The 22,564-nt window shown below is 59.1% G+C and carries 32 protein-coding genes and 1 pseudogene; all 33 read left to right on the forward strand.

Annotated elements, in window-relative coordinates; genetic code table 11:
• A pseudogene (gene tuf / locus ACN0SY_RS15685) lies at positions 1–137 on the forward strand (elongation factor Tu); the annotation flags it as partial.
• 66 nt (positions 138–203) lie between these two features.
• The gene (gene rpsJ / locus ACN0SY_RS15690) at positions 204–512 is read left to right on the forward strand and encodes a 30S ribosomal protein S10 (RefSeq protein ID WP_006936455.1); all 309 of its coding nucleotides are present in this window, start codon (positions 204–206) and stop codon (positions 510–512) included.
• A 23-nt stretch (positions 513–535) separates the two neighbouring features.
• A complete protein-coding gene (rplC, locus tag ACN0SY_RS15695; protein ID WP_417682827.1) occupies positions 536–1,246 on the forward strand; it encodes a 50S ribosomal protein L3 in 711 nt (236 codons plus the stop codon).
• Positions 1,246–1,866, forward strand: a complete 621-nt coding sequence (rplD, locus tag ACN0SY_RS15700; protein ID WP_417688750.1) for a 50S ribosomal protein L4 — start codon at positions 1,246–1,248, stop codon at positions 1,864–1,866. The genes rplC and rplD overlap by 1 nt, the downstream gene beginning before the upstream one ends.
• A complete protein-coding gene (locus ACN0SY_RS15705; protein ID WP_417688752.1) occupies positions 1,863–2,156 on the forward strand; it encodes a 50S ribosomal protein L23 in 294 nt (97 codons plus the stop codon). Before rplD ends, ACN0SY_RS15705 begins: the two co-directional genes overlap by 4 nt.
• Before the next feature lie 16 nt (positions 2,157–2,172).
• Complete coding sequence (gene rplB, locus ACN0SY_RS15710; RefSeq protein WP_417688754.1) at positions 2,173–3,006, forward strand: 50S ribosomal protein L2; 834 nt, start codon at positions 2,173–2,175, stop codon at positions 3,004–3,006.
• Between the two features lie 11 nt (positions 3,007–3,017).
• Positions 3,018–3,296 (forward strand): 30S ribosomal protein S19, encoded by a 279-nt coding sequence (gene rpsS / locus ACN0SY_RS15715; protein WP_417682822.1) that lies wholly within the window; start codon positions 3,018–3,020, stop codon positions 3,294–3,296.
• Between the two features lie 2 nt (positions 3,297–3,298).
• Positions 3,299–3,679, forward strand: coding sequence for a 50S ribosomal protein L22 (gene rplV, locus ACN0SY_RS15720; RefSeq protein WP_417682821.1), 381 nt, complete (start codon positions 3,299–3,301; stop codon positions 3,677–3,679).
• Positions 3,679–4,407 (forward strand): 30S ribosomal protein S3, encoded by a 729-nt coding sequence (gene rpsC / locus ACN0SY_RS15725; protein WP_417682820.1) that lies wholly within the window; start codon positions 3,679–3,681, stop codon positions 4,405–4,407. The genes rplV and rpsC overlap by 1 nt, the downstream gene beginning before the upstream one ends.
• A 44-nt stretch (positions 4,408–4,451) precedes the next feature.
• A complete protein-coding gene (gene rplP, locus ACN0SY_RS15730; protein ID WP_417688756.1) occupies positions 4,452–4,865 on the forward strand; it encodes a 50S ribosomal protein L16 in 414 nt (137 codons plus the stop codon).
• A 21-nt stretch (positions 4,866–4,886) separates the two neighbouring features.
• A complete protein-coding gene (gene rpmC, locus ACN0SY_RS15735; RefSeq protein WP_417688758.1) occupies positions 4,887–5,087 on the forward strand; it encodes a 50S ribosomal protein L29 in 201 nt (66 codons plus the stop codon).
• A gap of 10 nt (positions 5,088–5,097) precedes the next feature.
• A complete protein-coding gene (gene rpsQ, locus ACN0SY_RS15740; protein ID WP_417682815.1) occupies positions 5,098–5,325 on the forward strand; it encodes a 30S ribosomal protein S17 in 228 nt (75 codons plus the stop codon).
• A 67-nt stretch (positions 5,326–5,392) separates the two neighbouring features.
• Positions 5,393–5,761 carry a 50S ribosomal protein L14 gene (gene rplN / locus ACN0SY_RS15745; RefSeq protein ID WP_008191626.1) on the forward strand — a complete coding sequence of 123 codons (369 nt, stop codon included), beginning with the start codon at positions 5,393–5,395 and terminating at the stop codon, positions 5,759–5,761.
• Entirely contained in the window at positions 5,761–6,078 is a 318-nt protein-coding gene (gene rplX, locus ACN0SY_RS15750; RefSeq protein WP_417688760.1) for a 50S ribosomal protein L24, read from the forward strand. The genes rplN and rplX overlap by 1 nt, the downstream gene beginning before the upstream one ends.
• Positions 6,071–6,628 carry a 50S ribosomal protein L5 gene (gene rplE / locus ACN0SY_RS15755; RefSeq protein WP_417688762.1) on the forward strand — a complete coding sequence of 186 codons (558 nt, stop codon included), beginning with the start codon at positions 6,071–6,073 and terminating at the stop codon, positions 6,626–6,628. The genes rplX and rplE overlap by 8 nt, the downstream gene beginning before the upstream one ends.
• Positions 6,629–6,660: 32 nt before the next feature.
• Complete coding sequence (gene rpsN / locus ACN0SY_RS15760; protein ID WP_417682813.1) at positions 6,661–6,966, forward strand: 30S ribosomal protein S14; 306 nt, start codon at positions 6,661–6,663, stop codon at positions 6,964–6,966.
• A gap of 12 nt (positions 6,967–6,978) precedes the next feature.
• Positions 6,979–7,377 carry a 30S ribosomal protein S8 gene (gene rpsH, locus ACN0SY_RS15765; RefSeq protein WP_417682812.1) on the forward strand — a complete coding sequence of 133 codons (399 nt, stop codon included), beginning with the start codon at positions 6,979–6,981 and terminating at the stop codon, positions 7,375–7,377.
• 44 nt (positions 7,378–7,421) lie between these two features.
• On the forward strand, positions 7,422–7,955 hold the full coding sequence (gene rplF / locus ACN0SY_RS15770; protein ID WP_417688764.1) for a 50S ribosomal protein L6: 534 nt from the start codon (positions 7,422–7,424) through the stop codon (positions 7,953–7,955).
• Positions 7,956–7,967: 12 nt separating this feature from the next.
• On the forward strand, positions 7,968–8,330 hold the full coding sequence (gene rplR / locus ACN0SY_RS15775) for a 50S ribosomal protein L18 (protein WP_417688766.1): 363 nt from the start codon (positions 7,968–7,970) through the stop codon (positions 8,328–8,330).
• 41 nt (positions 8,331–8,371) lie between these two features.
• A complete protein-coding gene (rpsE, locus tag ACN0SY_RS15780) occupies positions 8,372–8,938 on the forward strand; it encodes a 30S ribosomal protein S5 (protein WP_417688768.1) in 567 nt (188 codons plus the stop codon).
• 41 nt (positions 8,939–8,979) lie between these two features.
• Positions 8,980–9,174, forward strand: a complete 195-nt coding sequence (gene rpmD, locus ACN0SY_RS15785; RefSeq protein WP_417688770.1) for a 50S ribosomal protein L30 — start codon at positions 8,980–8,982, stop codon at positions 9,172–9,174.
• Positions 9,175–9,197: 23 nt separating this feature from the next.
• Positions 9,198–9,665: a 50S ribosomal protein L15 gene (gene rplO, locus ACN0SY_RS15790; RefSeq protein ID WP_417688772.1), complete on the forward strand. Its 468-nt coding sequence runs from the start codon at positions 9,198–9,200 to the stop codon at positions 9,663–9,665.
• A 49-nt stretch (positions 9,666–9,714) separates the two neighbouring features.
• Positions 9,715–11,049, forward strand: a complete 1,335-nt coding sequence (gene secY, locus ACN0SY_RS15795; RefSeq protein ID WP_417688774.1) for a preprotein translocase subunit SecY — start codon at positions 9,715–9,717, stop codon at positions 11,047–11,049.
• Positions 11,046–11,642, forward strand: a complete 597-nt coding sequence (locus tag ACN0SY_RS15800; protein ID WP_417688776.1) for an adenylate kinase — start codon at positions 11,046–11,048, stop codon at positions 11,640–11,642. The genes secY and ACN0SY_RS15800 overlap by 4 nt, the downstream gene beginning before the upstream one ends.
• A gap of 179 nt (positions 11,643–11,821) precedes the next feature.
• Positions 11,822–12,190, forward strand: a complete 369-nt coding sequence (gene rpsM / locus ACN0SY_RS15805; protein WP_417688778.1) for a 30S ribosomal protein S13 — start codon at positions 11,822–11,824, stop codon at positions 12,188–12,190.
• A 66-nt stretch (positions 12,191–12,256) separates the two neighbouring features.
• Positions 12,257–12,646, forward strand: a complete 390-nt coding sequence (rpsK, locus tag ACN0SY_RS15810) for a 30S ribosomal protein S11 (protein WP_008191596.1) — start codon at positions 12,257–12,259, stop codon at positions 12,644–12,646.
• A 53-nt stretch (positions 12,647–12,699) separates the two neighbouring features.
• Positions 12,700–13,758, forward strand: coding sequence for a DNA-directed RNA polymerase subunit alpha (locus ACN0SY_RS15815; protein ID WP_417688780.1), 1,059 nt, complete (start codon positions 12,700–12,702; stop codon positions 13,756–13,758).
• Between the two features lie 78 nt (positions 13,759–13,836).
• Positions 13,837–14,262: a 50S ribosomal protein L17 gene (gene rplQ, locus ACN0SY_RS15820; protein ID WP_417688782.1), complete on the forward strand. Its 426-nt coding sequence runs from the start codon at positions 13,837–13,839 to the stop codon at positions 14,260–14,262.
• A 192-nt stretch (positions 14,263–14,454) separates the two neighbouring features.
• Positions 14,455–16,638, forward strand: a complete 2,184-nt coding sequence (locus ACN0SY_RS15825) for a methyl-accepting chemotaxis protein (protein WP_417688784.1) — start codon at positions 14,455–14,457, stop codon at positions 16,636–16,638.
• 153 nt (positions 16,639–16,791) lie between these two features.
• Complete coding sequence (locus ACN0SY_RS15830) at positions 16,792–18,243, forward strand: DegQ family serine endoprotease (RefSeq protein ID WP_417688786.1); 1,452 nt, start codon at positions 16,792–16,794, stop codon at positions 18,241–18,243.
• Between the two features lie 14 nt (positions 18,244–18,257).
• A complete protein-coding gene (locus ACN0SY_RS15835) occupies positions 18,258–19,565 on the forward strand; it encodes a replication-associated recombination protein A (RefSeq protein ID WP_417688788.1) in 1,308 nt (435 codons plus the stop codon).
• A gap of 92 nt (positions 19,566–19,657) precedes the next feature.
• A complete protein-coding gene (locus ACN0SY_RS15840) occupies positions 19,658–22,141 on the forward strand; it encodes a patatin-like protein (RefSeq protein WP_417688790.1) in 2,484 nt (827 codons plus the stop codon).
• A 38-nt stretch (positions 22,142–22,179) separates the two neighbouring features.
• Positions 22,180–22,563 (forward strand): fluoride efflux transporter CrcB, encoded by a 384-nt coding sequence (gene crcB / locus ACN0SY_RS15845; protein ID WP_417688792.1) that lies wholly within the window; start codon positions 22,180–22,182, stop codon positions 22,561–22,563.
• Position 22,564: the final 1 nt, after the last annotated feature.

Below are 22,564 nucleotides of genomic sequence, written 5' to 3' on the forward strand. Positions count from 1 at the left end.
TGGTGATGCCGGGCGACAACGTGTCGGTTGAAGTCGAACTGATCGTGCCGATCGCCATGGAAGAAGGCCTGCGCTTCGCTATCCGCGAAGGTGGCCGTACCGTCGGCGCCGGCGTCGTCGCTTCCATCATCGCATAATTGACGGCAAGGCCTGCCGTTTTCGAATAACTCGGCAGGCCAGCCTGTCTTATCGGGAACTCTGAAATGAACGGTCAGAATATCCGGATCCGCCTCAAGGCATTTGATCACCGTATTCTCGATGCTTCCACCAAGGAGATCGTGAACACGGCGAAGCGGACCGGTGCGCAGGTACGGGGTCCCGTACCGCTGCCGACGCGGATCGAGAAGTACACCGTGCTTCGCGGCCCGCACATCGACAAGAAAAGCCGCGATCAGTTCGAGATGCGCACGCACAAGCGTCTGCTCGACATCGTTGATCCGACGCCCCAGACGGTTGACGCTCTTATGAAGCTCGACCTTGCAGCTGGTGTCGACGTCGAGATCAAGCTCTGAGGCGGACCGAAGGGGACACATCCATGCGTTCTGGAGTGATCGCTCAGAAAGTGGGCATGACTCGTATCTACAACGATGCGGGCGAGCATGTTCCGGTCACGGTTCTGCGACTGGAAAACTGCCAGGTGGTTGCCCACCGTACTGAAGAAAAGAATGGCTACACCGCGCTGCAGGTCGGCGCAGGTCTCGCCAAAGTCAAGAACACGCCGAAGGCGCTCCGTGGTCACTTTGCAGTGGCCAAGGTTGAGCCGAAGCGGACCCTGGTGGAATTCCGGGTTTCGTCCGACAACCTGATCGACGTTGGCGCGGAAATCACCGCCGACCATTACGTCGAAGGTCAGTTCGTCGACGTTACCGGCACCTCCATCGGTAAGGGTTTTGCCGGTGTCATGAAGCGTCACAACTTCGGTGGTGGCCGCGCATCGCACGGTAACTCGATCTCGCACCGTTCGCACGGTTCGACCGGTCAGTGTCAGGACCCGGGCCGCGTGTTCAAGGGCAAGAAGATGGCCGGTCACATGGGCGATGTCCGCGTGACCACGCAGAACCTCAAGGTTGTGCGTACCGATGTTGAACGCGGCCTGATCATGGTCGAAGGCTCTGTTCCGGGCGCCAAGGGCGGCTGGATCCTGGTCCGCGACGCGATCAAGAAGGCGCTGCCGGAAGGTGTTCCGGTTCCGGGTGCATACCGTGCGCCTGCAGCTGCTGAAGCCGCCGGGAAGGAGAGCGAGTGATGGAACTCCAGGTCAAGACCCTCGAAGGCGGGGCGGCCGGTTCGATCACGGTGTCTGACGAGATCTTTGGTCTCGAGCCGCGCACCGATCTGATCCACCGCGTGGTGCGTTGGCAGCTTGCCAAGCGCCAGGCTGGCACGCACAAGTCCCTGGGACGCTCCGAAGTTTCTGGCACCACGAAGAAGTTCGTGCGCCAAAAAGGCTCCGGCGGCGCTCGTCACGGCAACCGCAAGGCTCCGCAGTTCCGCGGCGGTGGTAAGGCATTCGGCCCGGTCGTTCGCGACCATGCCCATGACCTGCCGAAGAAGGTTCGTGTTCTCGGTCTGAAGCACGTTCTGTCTGCCAAGGCAAAGGGCGATGCCATTGTCGTTGTTGAAGATGCCAAGGCAGCTGAAGCAAAGACCAAGGCTCTGAAGGCTCAGTTCGCAAAGCTCGGTCTGAGCAGCGCACTCATCATCGATGGTGCTGAGCTCGACAAGAACTTTTCCCTCGCGGCCCGGAACATCCCGAATGTGGACGTTCTGCCGGTTCAGGGGATCAACGTCTACGACATCATGCGCGCCAACACCCTGGTGTTGACGAAGGCAGCGGTGTCCGCACTTGAGGAGCGCTTCAAATGAGCAATCTTCCTCACTACGACAAGATCGTCGGCCCGGTAATCACCGAAAAGGCGACCATGGCTTCCGAAGAGAACAAGGTTGTCTTCAAGGTTGCCAACGACGCGACCAAGCCGGAAATCAAGGCTGCCATCGAAGCGCTGTTCGGCGTCAAGGTGACTGCAGTCAACACCCTGGTCCGCAAGGGCAAGGTGAAGCGTTTCCGCGGTCGTATCGGTCGCCAGTCCGACTTCAAGAAGGCCGTCATCACGCTCGCAGAAGGTCACGCCATTGACGTGACCACCGGGCTCTAAGGGCGGGGACAGGTAAATGGCACTCAAGACATTCAACCCGACTTCGCCCGGCCGGCGCCAGCTGGTTCAGGTGGATCGCTCCGACCTTTGGAAAGGCAAGCCGGTCAAGACCCTGACCGAAGGTCTTTCCAAGAGCGGTGGCCGTAACAACACCGGCCGTCTGACCTCGCCGAACCGCGGTGGCGGTCACAAGCGCTCCTACCGTCTTGTCGACTTCAAGCGTCGCAAGTGGGACGTGCCGGCAACGGTCGAGCGTCTGGAATACGATCCGAACCGGACCGCATTCATCGCGCTGATCCGTTATGAAGACGGTGAGCTGAGCTATATCCTTGCTCCGCAGCGTCTGGCTGTCGGCGACACCGTTGTTGCCGGTCAGAGCGTTGACGTGAAGCCGGGCAATGCCGCTCCGCTGGCCTCCATTCCGGTCGGCACGATCGTGCACAACATCGAACTCAAGCCGGGCAAGGGTGCGCAGGTCGCACGTTCCGCCGGTGCTTTTGTTCAGATCGTCGGTCGCGACCAGGGCTACACCACGCTTCGCCTGATGTCCGGCGAGCAGCGCCGCGTACTGGGAACCTGCATGGCTTCCATCGGTGCTGTTTCCAACCCGGACCACGGCAACGTGAACCTGGGCAAGGCTGGTCGTTCCCGCTGGCTCGGTATTCGCCCGCATACGCGCGGTGTTGCCATGAACCCGGTTGACCACCCGCACGGCGGTGGTGAAGGCCGGACCTCTGGCGGTCGTCATCCGGTTACCCCTTGGGGTAAGCCGACCAAGGGCAAGAAGACGCGCAGCAACAAGTCTACGGATAAGTACATTGTCCGCAGCCGCCACGCGCGTAAGAAGTAAGGGACAGGATCGTGGCACGTTCGATCTGGAAAGGTCCGTTTGTCGACGGGTATTTGCTGAAGAAAGCGGACAAGGTTCGTGAATCCGGCCGCAACGAGGTCATCAAGACCTGGAGCCGCCGTTCGACGATCCTCCCGCAGTTCGTCGGTCTTACCTTCGGCGTCTACAACGGACAGAAGCACGTTCCGGTGCAGGTATCTGAAGAGATGATTGGTCACAAGTTCGGCGAGTTCTCGCCGAGCCGGACCTACTACGGACACGGCGCCGACAAGAAGGCGAAGAGGAAGTAACGATGGGCAAGCCGAAGCGTGAGCGGACGCTCGCTGACAACGAGGCCCGGGCAATGACGCGGATGATCCGCGTCTCTCCCCGTAAGCTGAATCTCGTTGCGGCTGCTATCCGCGGCAAGAAGGTCGGTTCTGCACTCGCGGACCTGACGTTCTCTCGCAAGCGTATCGCACAGGACGTCAAGAAGACCTTGATGTCGGCGATTGCGAATGCGGAAAACAACCACGACCTGGATATCGACAACCTGGTGGTTGCCGAGGCACATGTTGGCAAGGCATTTGTCATCAAGCGTTTCCAGGCTCGTGCACGTGGCCGTGTTGGCCGGATCGAGAAGCCGTTCTCGAACCTGACCATCGTCGTGCGTGAAGTCGAGGAGAGTGCCTGATGGGTCACAAAGTAAACCCGATCGGCATGCGCCTCGGGATCAACCGCACCTGGGATTCCCGTTGGTTCGCCAACAAGGGTGACTACGGCAATCTTCTTCATGAAGATTTCCGCATCCGCGAATTCCTGATGAACGAACTGAAGCAGGCTGCTGTTTCCAAGATCGTCATCGAGCGCCCGCACAAGAAGTGCCGCGTGACCATTCACTCCGGTCGTCCGGGTGTTGTCATCGGCAAGAAGGGTGCGGACATCGAGCGTCTTCGCAAGAAGATCGCCGAGATCACGAACTCGGAAGTTCACATCAACATCGTTGAAGTGCGCAAGCCGGAAATCGATGCGACGCTCGTAGCCGCCTCGATTGCTCAGCAGCTGGAACGCCGTGTTGCATTCCGCCGCGCCATGAAGCGTGCCGTTCAGTCGGCCATGCGTCTGGGCGCACAGGGCATCAAGATCACCTGTGGTGGTCGTCTTGGCGGAGCGGAAATCGCTCGCGTCGAGTGGTACCGTGAAGGCCGCGTGCCGCTGCACACCCTGCGTGCCGACATCGACTACGGTGTCGCCTCCGCTCACACCGCTTACGGCGTGTGCGGCGTGAAGGTCTGGATCTTCAAGGGTGAAATCCTCGAGCATGACCCGATGGCGTCTGAGCGCCGTGCGACGTCCGGCTCGGATTCTAACCAGGGTGATCGCGGCGGACGCCGGGATCGGGGCCGTGAGCGCGCAGCCTAATTGGCTGCCTGCTGCTCGCGTAACACGAAGGACGAGAGAAAACGATGCTGCAACCGAAGCGAACTAAGTTCCGCAAGCAGCACAAGGGCCGCATTCACGGTCTGTCGAAGGGGGGGACCGACCTCAACTTCGGCGCCTACGGTCTGAAGGCTGTTGAGCCTGAGCGCGTGACCGCTCGCCAGATCGAAGCTGCCCGTCGTGCCATGACCCGCCACATGAAGCGTGCTGGTCGTGTATGGATCCGCATCTTCCCGGACCTCCCGGTTTCCTCCAAGCCGGCCGAAGTCCGCATGGGTAAGGGTAAGGGTTCTCCGGATTACTGGGCTTGCCGCGTCAAGCCGGGCCGGATCATGTTCGAAATCGACGGTGTGCCGGAAGACGTTGCGCGTGAAGCGATGCGTCTTGCTGCTGCCAAGCTGCCGATCAAATGCCGTTTCGTTCAGCGAATCGGCGAGTAAGGCGGTCGAGGAGAAAAAGCCATGAAGGCTAATGACGTAAGAGCTAAGACCCTCGACGAGCTCCGCACGGAGCTCGAAGGTCTCAAGAAGGAGCAGTTCAACCTGCGCTTCCAGAGAGCCACCGGTCAGCTTGAAAACACTGGGCGCGTCCGGCAGATCCGCCGCGACATCGCTCGCATTCAGACGATCATGCGCGAAAAGCGCGTGTCGGCAAGCGCTTAAGGAGAACACCATGCCGAAGCGCATTCTGCAGGGCACCGTTGTCAGTAACGCAAATGACAAGACGGTGACGGTGAAGGTGGAGCGTCGCTTCACGCACCCGCTGCTGAAGAAGACCGTGCGTCGTACGAAGAAGTATCGTGCGCATGACGCAGAGAACAAGTACCAGGTTGGCGACATCGTTCAGATCGAAGAGTGCTCGCCGATTTCGAAAAACAAACGTTGGACCGTGGTCAACTGACCACGCTCCTGGTTGAGCATCAGGCGCCCTTGGCAGGTGCGCCAGGCAGAGAATAAGGCAGCCAGTCATGATTCAGATGCAAACAAACCTCGACGTGGCGGATAATTCCGGCGCCCGTCGTGTCATGTGCATCAAAGTGCTCGGCGGCTCCAAGCGTAAATATGCCCAGGTTGGCGACATCATCGTCGTCTCCGTCAAAGAGGCTATTCCGCGGGGCCGCGTCAAGAAGGGCGACGTGATGAAGGCAGTCGTCGTGCGTACGGCGAAAGACATTCGTCGTCCCGACGGCAGCGTGATCCGGTTCGACCGCAACGCGGCCGTTCTGGTCAACAACAACAAGGAGCCTGTCGGTACCCGTATCTTTGGTCCGGTGCCGCGTGAACTCCGCGCAAAGAACCACATGAAGATCATTTCGCTCGCGCCGGAGGTGCTCTGATGGCTGCGAAAATTAAAAAAGGCGACACGGTCGTCGTGCTTACCGGTCGTGACAAGGGCAAGACCGGTGAAGTGCTCCAGATCCTGCCGTCCGACAACAAGGCGCTGGTCCGTGGCGTGAACATCGTTCGCCGCCACCAGAAGCAGACCCAGACGCAGGAAGCTGGCATCGTTGCTAAGGAAGCAGCGATCCACCTGTCGAACATTGCTCTGGCCGATCCGAAGGACGGCAAGGCAACGCGCGTCGGTTTCAAGGTGCAGGAAGACGGCACCAAGGTCCGCGTGGCCAAGCGTTCGGGAGACCTGATCGATGGCTGAGACCAACTACGTGCCGCGTCTTAAGACGCATTACGACGAAGTCGTGCGCAAGCAGCTTCAGGACAAGTTCGAGTACAAGAACCCGATGCAGGTTCCGGCGCTCGAGAAGATCGTTCTGAACATTGGCGTCGGCGAAGCGGTTGCCGACTCCAAGAAGGCCCGCATTGCTGCAGAAGACCTTGCTCTGATCGCCGGCCAGAAGCCGGTCATCACGAAGGCCAAGAAGTCCATCGCAACCTTCAAGGTTCGCGAAGAGATGCCGCTTGGTACCAAGGTGACACTGCGCCGCCAGCAGATGTTCGAATTCCTGGATCGCCTGATCACCATCGCGCTGCCGCGTGTTCGTGACTTCCGCGGTCTGAACCCGAAGTCCTTTGACGGTCGTGGCAACTATGCCATGGGCATCAAGGAACACATCGTGTTCCCGGAAATCGAGTACGACAAGGTCGACCAGATCTGGGGTATGGACGTGATCGTCTGCACCACGGCAAAGACCGATGACGAAGCGCGTGAACTGCTGCGCGCGTTCAACTTCCCGTTCAGCAAGTAAGCTGAGATACGGGAAAGGAACGAGGAACGACGATGGCTAAAAAGAGCGCAGTCGAAAAGAACGAGCGTCGCAAGAAGCTCGTCAAGAAGTACGCCGAGAAGCGCGCTGCCCTCAAGGCAATGGCTAAGGATGAAAGCCTGTCGCCTGAAGAGCAGTTCAATGCACGTCTCAAGCTGGCAAAGCTGCCGCGCAATTCCGCACCGAATCGTGTTCGCAACCGTTGCGAAGTGACCGGTCGTCCGCGCGCTTTCTACCGCAAGCTTAAGATGTCACGTATTGCTCTTCGTGAACTGGGTTCCCTGGGCAAGATCCCGGGCCTGGTCAAGTCGAGCTGGTAAGGAGAAACTCCGATGGCAATTTCTGATCCGTTGGGGGATTTGCTCACCCGTATCCGCAATGCGCAGATGCGTCGCAAGAGCAAAGTCAGTTCGCCGAATTCCAAATTGCGTGCACACGTACTTGATGTGTTGGCCAAAGAAGGGTACATCCGCGGCTACACCACGGTCGAATTCGAGGGCGGCAAGTCCGAGTTGGAGATCGAACTCAAGTATTTTGACGGCGAACCGGTTATCCGCACCATTGAGCGTGTGTCCAAGCCGGGCCGCCGCGTGTACTCGTCGGTGAAGAACATCCCGCATGTGTCCAATGGCCTGGGCGTGTCGATTCTGTCGACTCCGCGCGGCGTCATGAGCGATCATCAGGCGCGGGAAGAAAACGTAGGTGGTGAGGTTCTTTGCCGCGTCTTCTGATGCGGCTTGGACCTTGCTTTAACTAAGACAACAAGGTTGGTCAGATGTCTCGTATTGGCAAAAAGCCAGTCCCCGTGCCTAGCGGGGTAACGGCAACGATCAACGGTCAGACGGTTTCGGTCAAGGGCCCGAAGGGGGAACTCTCCTTCGTGCTCAACGACCTCGTTCTGGCCGAAATGACGGACGATGGGATCAAGGTTGATCCGCGCGGCACCTCCAAGTCGGCACGCTCCATGTGGGGTATGAGCCGTACGATGGTGCAGAATATCATCACCGGCGTGAGCGCCGGCTTCGAAAAGAAGCTGGAAATCACGGGTGTTGGTTACCGTGCACAGATGCAGGGCAGCAATCTTCAGCTCGCTCTGGGTTTCTCGCACGATGTGATTTACGAAGTACCGGCAGGCATTGAAATCAAGTGCCCGAAGCCGACCGAGATCATCATCACTGGCATCGACAAGCAGTCGGTTGGCCAGGTTGCGGCTGAAATCCGCGAGTTCCGTCCGCCGGAGCCCTACAAGGGCAAGGGCGTTCGGCATGCAGGCGAGTTTATCGTCCGCAAAGAAGGCAAGAAGAAGTAACGGACCTGCATCATGGCGAACAGCAAAATTGCTTTCGAACGCCGCCGCGATCGCGTGCGCCGTTCTCTCAAGAAGGTGGCGAACGGACGTCCGCGGCTTTCTGTGTTCCGCTCGTCGAAGCAGATCTATGCCCAGATCATCGACGACGCCAAGGGTCACACCATTGCATCGGCTTCTACCATTGAAGCCGACATCAAGGGTGGCCTGAAGACGGGCGCCGACACCGCTGCTGCAGCGGCTGTTGGCAAGCTTGTCGCCGAGCGCGCTCTTGCCGCCGGCGTCAAGCAGGTCGTGTTCGACCGTGGTGGGTACATGTATCATGGGCGCGTTAAGGCGCTTGCTGATGCAGCCCGCGACGGTGGACTTGAATTCTGACCAGCGCCCGTTGGCGCTCTTAAGAACGGAAGACGTATAAAATGGCGAGACAGGATAATCGCGAGCGCGAAGAGCGCGACAGCGAATTCGTCGACAAGCTCGTACACATCAACCGCGTCGCCAAGGTGGTCAAGGGTGGCCGTCGCTTCGGCTTCGCTGCACTTGTCGTGGTTGGTGACCAGAAGGGCCGCGTAGGCTTCGGACACGGCAAGGCACGTGAAGTGCCGGAAGCGATCCGCAAGGCTACGGAAGCTGCAAAGCGCACCATGATCCGCGTGCCGCTGCGCGAAGGCCGTACCCTGCACCACGACGTCGAAGGCCGTCACGGTGCCGGCAAGGTGATCCTGCGTGCAGCTCCGGCTGGTACGGGTATCATCGCTGGTGGTCCGATGCGTGCAGTGTTCGAGACGCTTGGCGTCCAGGACGTTGTCGCGAAGTCGCTCGGCTCCTCGAACCCGTACAACATGGTTCGTGCGACGTTTGATGCACTGACCAAGGAAGACAGCCCGCGTTCGGTCGCGGCACGCCGTGGCCTCAAGGTCTCTGTGCTGCAGTCGCGCCGTCGTGACAACAACGAAGATGCGGCTTCGGCTGCCGCTGAGGCTTGATCTCAGCGGCTACCGTGCCCAGTTGAATGAGGGTTAGTTCCATGGCGAACACCGAAAAGACCATCACGGTCGAACAGATCGGTAGCCCGCTGCGCCGTCCGCAGGACCAGCGCGCGACGCTTATCGGTCTCGGCCTGAACAAGATGCACCGTCGCTCGACGCTGAAGGACACTCCTGAAGTGCGCGGCATGATCAACAAGATCCAGCATCTCGTCCGCGTTGTCGAAGACGCCTAAAGAACGGGATCAGGAGTAGTACCATGAAGCTCAATGAACTTCGTGACAACGAAGGTGCCGTAAAGGACCGTACGCGCGTTGGCCGCGGTATCGGTTCGGGCAAGGGCAAGACCGGTGGTCGCGGCGTGAAGGGTCAGAAGTCCCGTTCCGGCGTTGCCATCAAGGGCTTTGAAGGCGGTCAGATGCCGTTGCATCGTCGTCTGCCGAAGCGCGGCTTCACGAACATCTTCGCGAAGGAATACAATGTTGTTTCCCTCGGCCGTGTTCAGGAAGCACTGGACGCCGGCAAGCTGGACGCAAAGGCAGCAGTGACTGTCGAAGCGCTCAAGGCTGCTGGTATCGTCAAGCGCGTCAAGGATGGCGTTCGCCTGCTTAGCGATGGCGAACTGAAGACCGCAGTCACCTTTGAAATCGCAGGCGCCTCCAAGGCTGCCGTTGATGCGGTTGAAAAGGCTGGCGGCAAGGTCGTCGTTCTGGGAGCTCAGGCTTAACAGCCTGGGCTTTTCCCATTTTTCGGTAATGAACTGACCGGAGTAGGGCATGGCATCCGCCGCCGAACAACTGGCGTCAAATCTCAATTTCTCAGCTTTCGCCAAAGCTGAAGAACTCAAAAAGCGCATCTGGTTCACACTGGGGGCGCTTTTGGTTTATCGTCTGGGGACTTACATTCCGCTGCCGGGTATCAACCCGGATGCGTTTGCCCAGGCCTTCAACCAGGCTCAGTCCGGCATTGTTGGCATGTTCAACATGTTCGCCGGCGGCGCCGTCGAGCGCATGGCCATCTTCGCGCTCGGCATCATGCCGTATATCTCCGCCTCGATCATCATGCAGCTCATGACGACGGTCGTACCGTCGCTGGAGCAGATGAAGAAGGAAGGCGAGCAGGGCCGGAAAGTCATCAACCAGTACACCCGTTATGGTACCGTCGTGCTTGCTGCGCTTCAGGCCTACGGCATTGCCGTTGGACTTGAAGGGGCGACAAACGTCGTTTCCGATCCGGGCTGGTTCTTCCGGGCATCCACTGTCCTGACGCTCGTCGGCGGCACCATGTTCCTGATGTGGCTCGGTGAACAGATCACGTCACGGGGTATTGGCAACGGTATTTCGCTGATCATCTTTGCCGGCATCGTCGCAGGTCTTCCTACCGCGATCGTGTCGACCCTAGAGCTCGGCCGTCAGGGTGCGCTTGCTACTTGGATCATCCTCCTTGTGATCGTGCTGGCCGTCGTGGTCATCGGCGTCATCGTGTTCATGGAGCGGGCGCAGCGTCGTCTGCTGATTCAGTATCCGAAGCGGCAGATGGGCAACCGCATGTTCGAGGGTAACACCTCGTTCCTGCCGCTCAAGCTGAACACCGCCGGTGTGATTCCGCCGATCTTTGCGTCGTCGCTTCTGCTGGTTCCGGCAACGATCGCCGGTTTTTCCTCCGAAGCGGGCACCAATGAGTGGGTGACGACGATCACAGCGCTTCTGGGCCACGGCCAGCCGCTGTACATGATCTTCTATGCAGCGATGATCGTGTTCTTCTGTTTCTTCTACACGGCAATCGTGTTCAATCCGTCGGAAACTGCGGATAATCTGAAGAAGCACGGCGGATTCATTCCGGGCATTCGCCCGGGCGAGCGGACCGCGCAATACATCGATTACGTTCTGACGCGTGTCACGGTGGTCGGTGCGATCTACATCACACTCGTATGTCTATTACCCGAATTCCTCATTTCGGCGACGGGCGTTCCGTTCTATTTCGGTGGGACCTCGCTGTTGATTGTTGTCAGTGTGACCATGGACACGGTTTCCCAGATCCAGGGCCATCTGCTCGCTCACCAGTATGAGGGTCTGGTGAAGAAGGCAAAGCTCAGGGGGAAACGTCGATGAGACTGATTTTGGTGGGGCCGCCGGGTGCAGGGAAGGGCACCCAGGCAGCTCGATTGGTTGCGAAGCACAACATTCCGCAGCTTTCGACCGGTGACATGCTGCGCGCTGCTGTCGCGGCTGAAACACCGATCGGTCTGCAGGCCAAGGCCGTGATGGATGCGGGCGGCCTCGTGTCTGATGAAATAGTTGTCGGTATCATCCGCGACCGGATCAAGGAAGCAGATGCCCAGAACGGTTTCATTCTGGACGGCTTTCCGCGGACCATTGCCCAGGCCGATGCGCTGGCAGAAATGCTTAAGGACAATGGTCTGGACCTGGATGCGGTCATTGAGCTGCGCGTCGATCAGAGCAAGCTGGTCAATCGGATCATCAACCGTGCGGAAGAAGCCAAGGCAGCGGGTCTGCCGGTTCGCAAGGATGACGATCCGGAGGTCTTCAAGGATCGTCTCAGTGCCTACAATCGGGACACTGCAGTGGTGATTCCGTACTACGAGAAGGCCGGTCTTTTGACGATCGTCGACGGCATGCAGTCGATCGACGAGGTTTCGGCCGCCATCTCGGATGTGCTTTCGAAGCTTGACGAAAAGGTTTAGAGCCGTTAAACGACGCAGCTCTAGCTGAAAAGTTATGTGCCGATTCCGCAAAATGACGGGGTCGGCACGTTCTGTGCTTGGGGGACCAAGTTCAGTCACACTCCGCAAGGGCCGGGCTCCACCGGACGCGGGAATAAAAACCAAAGCGGCCTGACGGCTGCATCACATGGAGAGAGAACGTGGCACGTATTGCTGGCGTTAACATTCCGACGAACAAGCGCGTTGTGATCGCGCTTCAGTACATTCACGGCATTGGCGCGAAGTTCGCCCAGGAAATCACCGAGAAGGTGAACATCGCTCCTGAGCGCCGCGTCAACGAACTGTCTGACGCCGAAGTTCTGGCGATCCGTGAAACCATCGACCGCGACTACATCGTGGAAGGTGACCTTCGTCGCGAAACCGCAATGAACATCAAGCGTCTGATGGACCTGGGTTGCTACCGCGGCCTACGTCACCGCCGTGGCCTTCCGGTTCGCGGTCAGCGCACGCACACGAACGCTCGTACCCGTAAGGGTCCGGCGAAGCCGATCGCCGGTAAGAAGAAGTAATTCCTGCCGATTGGCGGTGGAGCTGCCGGGACTACGGCAGTGCAGAGATCAAAGTAAGGAAAAAGAATGGCTAAGGACACGACGCGCGTGCGTCGCCGCGAGCGCAAGAACATTTCTTCTGGCGTTGCGCATGTGAACTCCACGTTCAACAACACCATGATCACGATCACGGACGCTCAGGGCAACACGATTTCCTGGTCTTCCGCTGGTGCGCTTGGCTTCAAGGGCTCTCGTAAGTCCACGCCGTATGCCGCTCAGGTTGCAGCAGAAGATGCTGCGAAGAAGGCTGCTGAACACGGCATGCGTACCCTGGAAGTTGAAGTCCGTGGTCCGGGTTCGGGTCGTGAATCCGCTCTGCGTGCGCTTCAGGCCGCTGGTTTCCTCATCACGTCGATCCGCGACGTGACGCCGATTCCGCACAACGGCTGCCGTCCGCGCAAGCGTCGCCGCGTCTAAGGTTCGCCTTAGGTATCTGTTTCTCCAATGGCAAAGAATAGCCCGCGGACGCGATGCGGACCGGGCGGGATAGCCGAAGGGGCAAAAACGTGACCATTCAAAAGAACTGGCAAGAACTGATCAAGCCGACCAAGCTCGAAGTGAAGCCGGGTGAAGATCCGCGTTTCATGGCGACGGTCGTCGCCGAGCCGCTGGAGCGCGGTTATGGTCTGACGCTTGGCAACGCACTGCGCCGCATCCTGCTGTCTTCGCTGCAAGGTGCTGCGGTGACTGCGATCCAGATCGACGGCGTACTGCACGAGTTCTCGTCCATCCCAGGCGTGCGTGAAGACGTCACAGACATCGTTCTGAACGTCAAGGAAATCGCCATCCGCATGGAAGGCGAAGGTCCCAAGCGCATGGTCGTTCGCAAGCAGGGCCCAGGTGTGGTGACTGCCGGCGACATCCAGACCGTGGGCGATGTCGAGGTTCTGAACCCCGAGCTGGTACTCTGCACCCTCGACGAAGGCGCAGAAATCCGCATGGAGTTCACCGTCAACACGGGCAAGGGCTATGTAGCCTCCGATCGTAACCGTCCGGAAGATGCTCCGATCGGTCTGATCCCGGTGGACAGCCTCTACTCGCCGGTCAAGAAAGTGTCCTACAAGGTGGAAAACACCCGTGAAGGTCAGGTTCTTGACTACGACAAGCTGACGCTGACCGTCGAAACCGACGGCTCGGTCAAGCCGGATGACGCAGTCGCATTCGCTGCGCGCATCCTCCAGGATCAGCTCTCCATCTTCGTCAACTTCGAAGAGCCGCAGCGTGAAGTCGCCGAGGACACCGTCCCGGAACTCGCGTTCAACCCGGCGCTTCTCAAGAAGGTCGACGAACTGGAACTGTCCGTCCGCTCTGCAAACTGCCTGAAGAACGACAATATCGTGTATATTGGCGATCTCATTCAGAAGACCGAAGCGGAAATGCTGCGCACGCCGAATTTCGGCCGCAAGTCGCTGAACGAAATCAAGGAAGTTCTCGCCCAGATGGGTCTCCATCTTGGCATGGAAGTCGCCAACTGGCCGCCCGAGAACATCGAAGATCTCGCCAAGCGCTACGAAGACCATCAGTATTAAGGGACGTCAGCGTCCCTTCTCGATCAACCGGGCTGCGTGAGACAGGACACAGCAGTCTGAACCGAAAAGGAGAGGGCCATGCGCCACGGAAATTCCGGCCGCAAGCTCAACCGGACCTCTAGCCACCGCAAGGCTATGTTCGCAAACATGGCAGCTTCGCTGATCAAGCACGAGCAGATCGTCACGACCCTGCCGAAGGCCAAGGAAATGAAGCCGATCATTGACAAGCTCATCACGCTTGGCAAGCGCGGCGACCTTCATGCGCGTCGTCAGGCTATTGCCCAGATCCGCGACGTCGCAATGGTCAAGAAGCTGTTCGACACCCTCGGTGAGCGCTACAAGGACCGTCAGGGCGGCTACAGCCGTGTTCTGAAGGCCGGCTTCCGTTATGGTGACAATGCTCCAATGGCCGTGATCGAACTCGTCGATCGCGACCCGGCAGCTCGCGGCGCAGAAGACCGCGCACGCGTCGAAGCCGAGCAGGTTGCGGAAAACGCAGCGTAATTTAGCGCTGCATGCTTATCGAAAAAGGCGGGCCATGCCCGCCTTTTTTATTCTCGGTTATGATAGGATAAGCATAAGTTATTGTATGCAATCGTAGATTCTAATCTGTTTCAAATGCAATTATCTGAATTTTAACGTCCGACCCGCACATTCGCCTTAGGTATTATTCACGGGCGTCACTGGGAGGGCGTTATGCAGGCAGCCGACAAGCCGGTTGAAACAAAACGGAATCGTTTTCTAAAGTTATCTGTGGTTGTTCCGGTCCTTATGGTCGGGGTGACATTTGCATCCTGCGTGGCGGTCGGTATCGGCGGCTACATGAATGCGCGCTCTGGTCTTGAAGAGGCTGCCAAGAGTGAACTCGCAATGGTCAGCGATGCGCGCAAGGCGCTGCTCGACATGCGTTTGACGAGCCTGGCGGGGGATCTTTCTACAACGGCCACAGGGGCTGCTGCCGGACTGGCGTTCACCGACATGAATTCGGCCCTTGCTAGCCTCAACAACGATCGTCCCAAGTTGACGGAATACTTCCAGCCGGAAGGATCTGACGCGGCAACCCGCGCGGAGCTTTCGGGCAAGGAAAACAAGACGATGTATGCATGGCGGCATACCGACGTGCACAACAGCTTCTACTCGTCGTGGAAGAACAATCACTACGGCGACATATACGCGATCAACAAGGAAGGCCTTGTGATCTACAGCGTGACGAAGTCTGGCGATTTCCTTGAGAACGTTACAGATGGACCGCTTCAGGAAACGGGTCTGGGCGAGGTATTCGCCAAGGCGGTCGAGGCCGAGAAGGGGAGCCAGTTCTTCTCCGAGTTCGTTAGCTATGACGCTGCCGGCGGCGTACCGTCCATGTTCATCGCAGAGCCTGCATACATCACCAGCTTCTCCGGTGAGGAACTCGGCGGTGTCATCGTCGTGCGTATCGGTAATGATTTTCTCGAAAGCGTTGCCAACAACCGTGACGGACTTGGCGAAACCGGCCAAGTTTACCTTGTCGACGACAAGGGTACCTTGATCACCAACCAGCCTCTTGCATCTGAACAGACCGCGCTGACTAAGACGGTCTCCGGTGACGTGATCTCCAGCGCACTTGCGGGAAATGTTGCAAAGGGGACGCTGGTCGGTGACGACGGCGTTGCAAAGCTCGCGGTTGCCGCGCCACTGACTTTCGGTTCCGACAACTGGGCGATCGTATCGGAACGCTCGGTCGATGAAGCGATGGCAAGCGTCGTTGAAATGCGCGACTCTATGGTCATCTCGACACTGATCACTGTCGCGATTGCTGCAGTTATCGCGCTGTTCTTCTCGCGTTCGATTACCCGCCCGCTTGCGGCGCTGGTGACGGCCCTCGAGCAGATTGCACAGGGTGACACGTCCACCGACATCAAGGCCGCCGAACGCGGCGACGAGATCGGCGACATCGGGCGTGCCGTCCTTCAGATCCGCCAGAACTCTGTGGAAGAGCACGAGCAGCGTGCAGCGGAAGATGCGCGGCAGGCGGAAACGCAGGCCGCACAGCGCAAGCAGATGCTGGCCAACCTTGCCGCTGAATTCGAGGCATCGGTCGGCAAGGTTGTCGACCATGTGGCTCAGTCTGCTGCAACACTTCGCGAATCCGCCGAGGGCATGCGCCAGATGACGGTTACCTCGGGCGAAACCTCGCAGCGTGCGGCCCAGGTTTCTGCAGAGGCGATGGACGAAGTGCAGTCGATCGCAACCGCGTCCGATCAGCTGTCCAGCTCCATCCAGGAGATCTCTTCGCTGATCGAACGGTCGTCCGCAGTCGCACAGACCGCAACGGTTCGCGCTGAATCTACCAACGGTACGGTGAAGTCGCTTGCCGAGGCTGCGAACCGCATCGGTGAAGTCATCACCCTGATCAGTGACATTGCCGATCAGACCAACCTGCTGGCCCTGAATGCCACGATCGAGGCGGCACGTGCCGGTGAAGCCGGCAAGGGCTTCGCGGTGGTCGCAGCCGAGGTCAAGGAGCTTGCTTCCCAGACAGGCAAGGCGACCGGTGAGATTCAGCAGCAGATCGACGCGATCCGCCTGGCAACCGACGATGCAGTCAGTGCAATCGGGGATATCCAGGATACGATCAACGAGATCACCCAGTCTGTAACGGATGTGTCCGCCGCGGTGACCGAACAGAGCTTCGCAACGCGTGGTATCGCCGAGAACACCCAGCGTGCGGCGGTTGGGACCTCGAAGGTGTCGGAAGACATTTCCAACGTTTCCGACATCTCCGAGAAAACGAGCGAGGCAGCGACCCACTTTGCGGCCTCCGTCGAAGAGCTCGCCCAGCAGGCAAACCATCTGGATACGGAAGTCCAGAGCTTCCTGTCACAGGTGCGCTCCGCATAAGATTGCAGCGTTCTGTAAAAAAGCGATGGCCGCCGGTTTCCGGCGGCCATTTGCATTTCAGGCGTGGATTCTTTGCATTGCCTCACTCCGTCCCTATCTGCCATGTATCGGGCAGGGCTGTTTCCGGATTCGGCAAAGGCATTGGACAGACGCATGAAGACGCTTGGATTGGTGAGACTGACGCGGATTTTTGTAACGATCGCGACCGGGTGGGCCGTGCTTTCTTCCGGTACTGCAGCAGGGCAGGACACCGCGGCGGAGCTTCGCGTAGTGCCGCAATCGGCCCAAGAGGTGAAGCTTTCGTTTGCGCCTATCGTCAAGGATGTCTCACCAGCCGTGGTCAACGTCTACGCCAGCCGGAAGGTCGTCCAGCAGCGTCGTACGTCGCCATTCTTCGATGACCCTTTCTTCCGTCGTTTCTTTGGCAATCCCGACGGTGGCCTGACCCGGCCGCAGGAGCGTGTACAGTCGTCGCTCGGCTCCGGCGTGATCATCTCCGCCGACGGTACCGTGATCACCAACCATCACGTCATCAAGGATGCGGACGAGGTACGTGTTGCCCTGGCAGACAGGCGGGAGTTCGATGCCGAAATCGTCCTGCTTGATGAGCGTACTGACCTGGCCGTGCTGAAAATCCAGGGAGATGGTCCATTCGATTTTGTCGATTTCGCCGACTCCGACAACCTTGAAGTTGGCGATATCGTCCTTGCCATCGGCAATCCCTTTGGTGTCGGTCAGACTGTCACACAAGGGATCGTTTCGGCGTTGGCGAGAACGCAGGTCGGTGTGACCGACTATCAGTTCTTTATCCAGACTGATGCCGCCATCAATCCGGGCAACTCCGGCGGTGCGCTCGTGGACATGAACGGTAAGCTCGTCGGTATCAACACCGCCATCTTTTCCCGCTCGGGCGGCTCCAATGGCATCGGCTTTGCCATCCCGGCGCATATGGCGCAGTTCGTGGCAAATGCGGCAGATCAGGGGGGCAAGGTACAGCGGCCATGGCTTGGCGCGACGGTCCAGCTTGTAAATGCTGAAATCGCCGAGGCTCTGGCGCTGGAGCGTCCGCGCGGTGTGATCATCACGAATATCTATGATGATTCTCCGGCCGAAGATGCAGGCCTGCGTGTCAGTGATCTTGTCGTTGCCATCGACGGCAAGGAGGTCGCCGATCCGGACAGCTTCGGTTATCGTTTTGCCACCAAGAGGCTCGGCGAGAGTGCCCGGTTCACTGTCCTGCGCGGTGGCAAGCAGTTGCTTATCGATGTCGCCTTGGAACCGGCACCGGAGACTGTCCCACGCGATACGCGCGTTCTGTCTGAATATTCGCCATTCGAGGGTTCGACGGTGATGAACCTGTCGCCGGCTGTGGCCGAAGAGCTGCGTCTGGACGGAACACTCGAAGGGGTCGTGATTGCATCTGTCGCACCGGGCAGCATGGCCGCGCGTGTCGGTCTCAGGAGCGGCGATATCGTCCGTTCCGTCAATGACGACGAGATCCGCTCGACTCGAATGCTTGAAGGCGTGACCAAGGCTCCACCGCGGGTGTGGCGGCTCGACATTGAGCGGGACGGCAAGATTTCCCGCATCGTCCTGCGCGGCTAGAGGCCCTGCGTGCCATGAGCGATTTGTTCGAAGCCTCTGGTCTGGCAGCTTCCGCGCCGCGTCCTCTTGCCGACAGGATGCGTCCCGAGAAACTTAAGGATGTTGTGGGACAGGAGCATCTGCTCGGCCCGGAGGGGACGCTTGCGCGCATGCTCAAGACGCGCACGCTTGGCTCCCTCATTTTCTGGGGACCTCCTGGCACCGGCAAGACGACCATAGCCCGGCTTCTGGCCCATGAGACGGATCTGGCCTTCGAACAGATTTCGGCAATCTTCTCCGGCGTTTCAGATCTCAAGAAGGTCTTCGAGGCCGCGCGGGCGAGGCGCATGTCGGGCAGGGCGACGCTTCTTTTCGTCGACGAGATCCACCGTTTCAATCGGGCTCAGCAGGACAGCTTTCTTCCGGTCATGGAAGACGGCACGATCACCCTGGTTGGGGCGACGACGGAAAACCCGTCATTCGAGTTGAATGCCGCTCTCCTGTCCCGGTCCCATGTCATGACCTTCCATTCCCTGCACATAGAAGCGCTTGGTCAATTGCTTCATCGTGCCGAAGAGGTGGAGGGCAAGCCGCTTCCCCTCGACGACGAAGCGCGCGCTGTCCTGGTCCGCATGGCGGATGGTGACGGCCGCTCCGCGCTTACGCTCGCGGAGGATGTCTGGCGTGCGGCTGACGAAGGCGAGGTGTTTGATGCAGAGCGCCTTCAGGAGATCGTTCAGCGCCGGGCTCCCATCTACGACAAGAGCGCGGACGGCCACTACAACCTGATTTCGGCCCTGCATAAATCGGTTCGCGGTTCGGATCCCGATGCGGCCCTCTACTGGTTCTGTCGTATGCTCGATGGCGGCGAGGACCCGCTTTATCTCGCGCGCAGGCTGATCCGAATGGCTGTCGAAGACATCGGCCTTGCAGATCCCAACGCCCTCGTTCAGGCCAATGCCTCGCGGGATGCCTACCAGATGCTCGGCTCGCCTGAAGGCGAACTGGCGCTTGCTCAGACGGTCGTCTATCTGGCTTCAGCCCCGAAATCCAACGGTGTCTATACCGCCTACAAGGCGGCAGTGCGAAGTGCCAAGGCAAATGGCTCGTTGCTGCCGCCCAAGCATATTCTCAATGCTCCGACAAAGCTGATGAAGGCCGAGGGCTACGGAGACGGCTACCAATACGATCACGACGCGCCTGACGGTTTCTCCGGGCAGGACTATTTCCCCGAAGCCATGGGGCGCCAGACGTTCTACGATCCGCCGGAGCGCGGCTTCGAACGGGAACTGAGAAAGCGCCTCGACTACTGGTCACGGCTGCGCAAGGAGCGCAACACGTAACGGACTTGTTGCCGAACGTGATTTGAGTTCCTTAAGACTTCCAGCGCTAACATGGCAAACGGAATGCCGTCGATAGGGAAGATTGCTTCATCATGAAGGAGATCGAGCTCAGGCTCGCCCTGGTTTTCTATGGCGGGGTCTCCCTTGCCATCTATATGCACGGTGTGAGCCGGGAAGTGCTCCACCTTGTTCGGGCCTCCGCATGTCGAAGCGAACGCATCGGACGAAACGGCGTCTATCCTTCCAAGGACCGGGAACCTTCAAAATCCGAAAGGGCCTATGAAGCGCTGCTCGACCGCTTGGGGCGAAACGTCGATATTCGCGTTGTTGCCGACGCGATCGCCGGGGCCTCTGCGGGCGGGGTCAATGGCATCATGTTGGCTCGGGCTATCGCCCACGACCTTCCGCTCGATGGACATCGTGACCTGTGGCTGAAGCATGCCGATGTCACCGAGCTTGCAAGGCCGCAGGACGGAATTCGCAGGTATCTGAAATCCTCTATCAGCCCGGTCGTCGACAGCCTGATTTCCCAACGACTCAAGAAGGATATTTCGGATCCAGAAACCCGGGAAAAGCTGAGAACACTGATGCAGTCGCGCTGGTTCTCACCACCTTTTTCGGGTGAGCGCTACATCGGCTGGATGCTGGACGCCTGCCAGGAAATGGAAAAGGGGCACCGACACGGGTCAACGTTGATCCCACGGGGCCAGAGCCTTGATCTCTTCGTCACGCTGACCGACTACCGGGGGCAGTTACGGTGCATTCGCATCGATGACCCGGCTTACGTGGAAGAATGGGACCATCGCAGGCTCCTGAAGTTTCAGGCGCGGCACCGGTCTCCGTCGTTGCTGCAAAGTGATTTCGATTCTGCGTCCGTGCCCGAGCTGGTCTTTGCTGCCCGTGCCACATCTTCGTTCCCAGGTGCGTTCCCGCCCGCAACGATCGGCGAAATGGACAGGGTTCTGAAATCGCGCGGGGAGAGCTGGTCAAATCGTGAAGCCTTCCTTGCAGGCCAGCTCGGCCTCGACAGCGAGGGCGCACAGCGACGAAGCTTTGTCGATGGCAGTGTCGTGATGAACAAGCCGTTTTCACCGGTCATAGAGACGATCCGGGGGCGGGCCGCCGCTCGCGAGGTCGAACGGCGCCTGATTTACGTGGATCCCGTTCCGTCCACCTATGCCGGAGACCTTCCCGGGGACAGTGCTCCCGGCTTCTTCAAGGTCGTTCTGGCCAGCCTTGCCCACATTCCGCGCAACGAGCCGATCGGCGACGACCTTCGGGAGATCGAGGCGCATAACAGGCGTGGCCGATGGCTCGCCCAGACGATCACAGCGGCCGACCCGGTGGTCGAGTTGGCAGTCAGCAAGATATTGCCGCGACGTGGAGTGCTGAAGGCAGGGAAACTGACCCAATATCGGCAGAGGGCCAACACTGCGGCACATCAGCAGGCCGGCTTTGCCTTCCTGAACTACCAGTCGCTGAAGCTTCACGCCGTCGGAGAGCAACTGGCGCGCTTGCTCGCCGGATTGTCGAAGCCAGATGTGAGCGAAACCCGGACCGACGCCTTGATGACCATGATCAGTGCATATTTGCACAATCTTGCAGGGCAACTTGAGAACGGGCCTCCGAAGGTCGATGACGGGATCGTCCGTTTCCTTCGCTCGCTGGACGTGGATTACCGTATCCGGCGGTTACGCTTCGCCATTCGCAAGCTGAATTCCCTTTATCCTCGGGCCGCTCTTGGCGAGGACAATGCCGATCCGGATGCTCTCGATCGGCTGAAGGGGCTCTTGTATGAGCAGATCGACCATCTTTCGCAGCGCTGGGAAACGGATTTCTACGGAGCGTACAGCCGCCAGATGGCACTGCATCTTGCCGCGCTTGAGGTTGGTATCGGGGGCGGGACAAATCGTGAGATCATCAACATTTGCGTGAGCCAGATCGGCGAAATGATGGGGCTCGGTGATCTCGACCGACTTCAGGACGAGATCTTTGCCGAAACGGCGGCGGAACTGCTTCCCCATTCCTTCTACAAGGAACTGATGCACTCCTACGTCGGCTTTGCCTTCTACGACCTTGTGATCTTTCCCGTCCTGCAGAGCAACGACTTCTCCGAGATCAGTGAAACCCTCATCGACCGCATCAGCCCCAAGGACACGGTCCTGTTGCGCGAGGAAGGCTTCACGCTAAAAGGCGCCGCGCTCAATAATTTCGGTGCGTTCTTCAACCGAAGCTGGCGTGAGCATGATTATCTGTGGGGACGGTTGAACGCAGCCGAACGGCTCGTTCGCATTCTCGTGTCTGCGGCAAAGGATCCGGCACTGCCTGAAAAGGAGCTGTTCGAGCTTCAGCAGGGGCTGTTCCGGGCCATTCTCGAAGAAGAACAGGACAAACTGCAAGCGGACCCGCAATTGGTGCCCGGTCTGATGAGGCGGGTGAAGGACCTGGTGCGCCCCGATGGCGTTGGGGGCAAGACCGTTCCGGCAGCTGAATCCCCTGGCGGCTCGAAGCAATCCACGGCGATGGCGGTTGAGCGCAAACAGCCCATGAATGAGGCGCTTGTGGCGGGAGAATAGGCTTTGCTCGGGCTCTATGCTTCGGTATTCATGGCGTCATGAAACATCTGCTTCTCGTCATGCTGGGCGGTGCGTTTGGTGCCGGGGGACGTCATCTGGTGTCCATGGCCACTTTGCGCCTTTTCGGGCCAGCGTTTCCGGTTGGCACAATCAGCGTCAATATCGTCGGTTCCCTGATCATGGGGCTGTTCATCGGCTGGCTGGCACGGCACGATGGAGCCTGGTTGCAGGATCTGCGTTATCTGGTTGCGACGGGGTTCCTCGGCGGCTTCACGACCTTCTCGGCCTTCTCGCTGGATACAGCTGTTCTTTGGCAGCGCGGTGATGTTACGACGGCCATGGTTTATGTGTCGGGCTCGGTCCTGTTGTCGATCGCTGGGGTATTTCTGGGACTGTTCCTGATGCGGCAGCTGGCCGTCTAGG

This window comes from Roseibium sp., from assembly GCF_048261595.1.
Taxonomy (GTDB): Bacteria; Pseudomonadota; Alphaproteobacteria; order Rhizobiales; family Stappiaceae; genus Roseibium.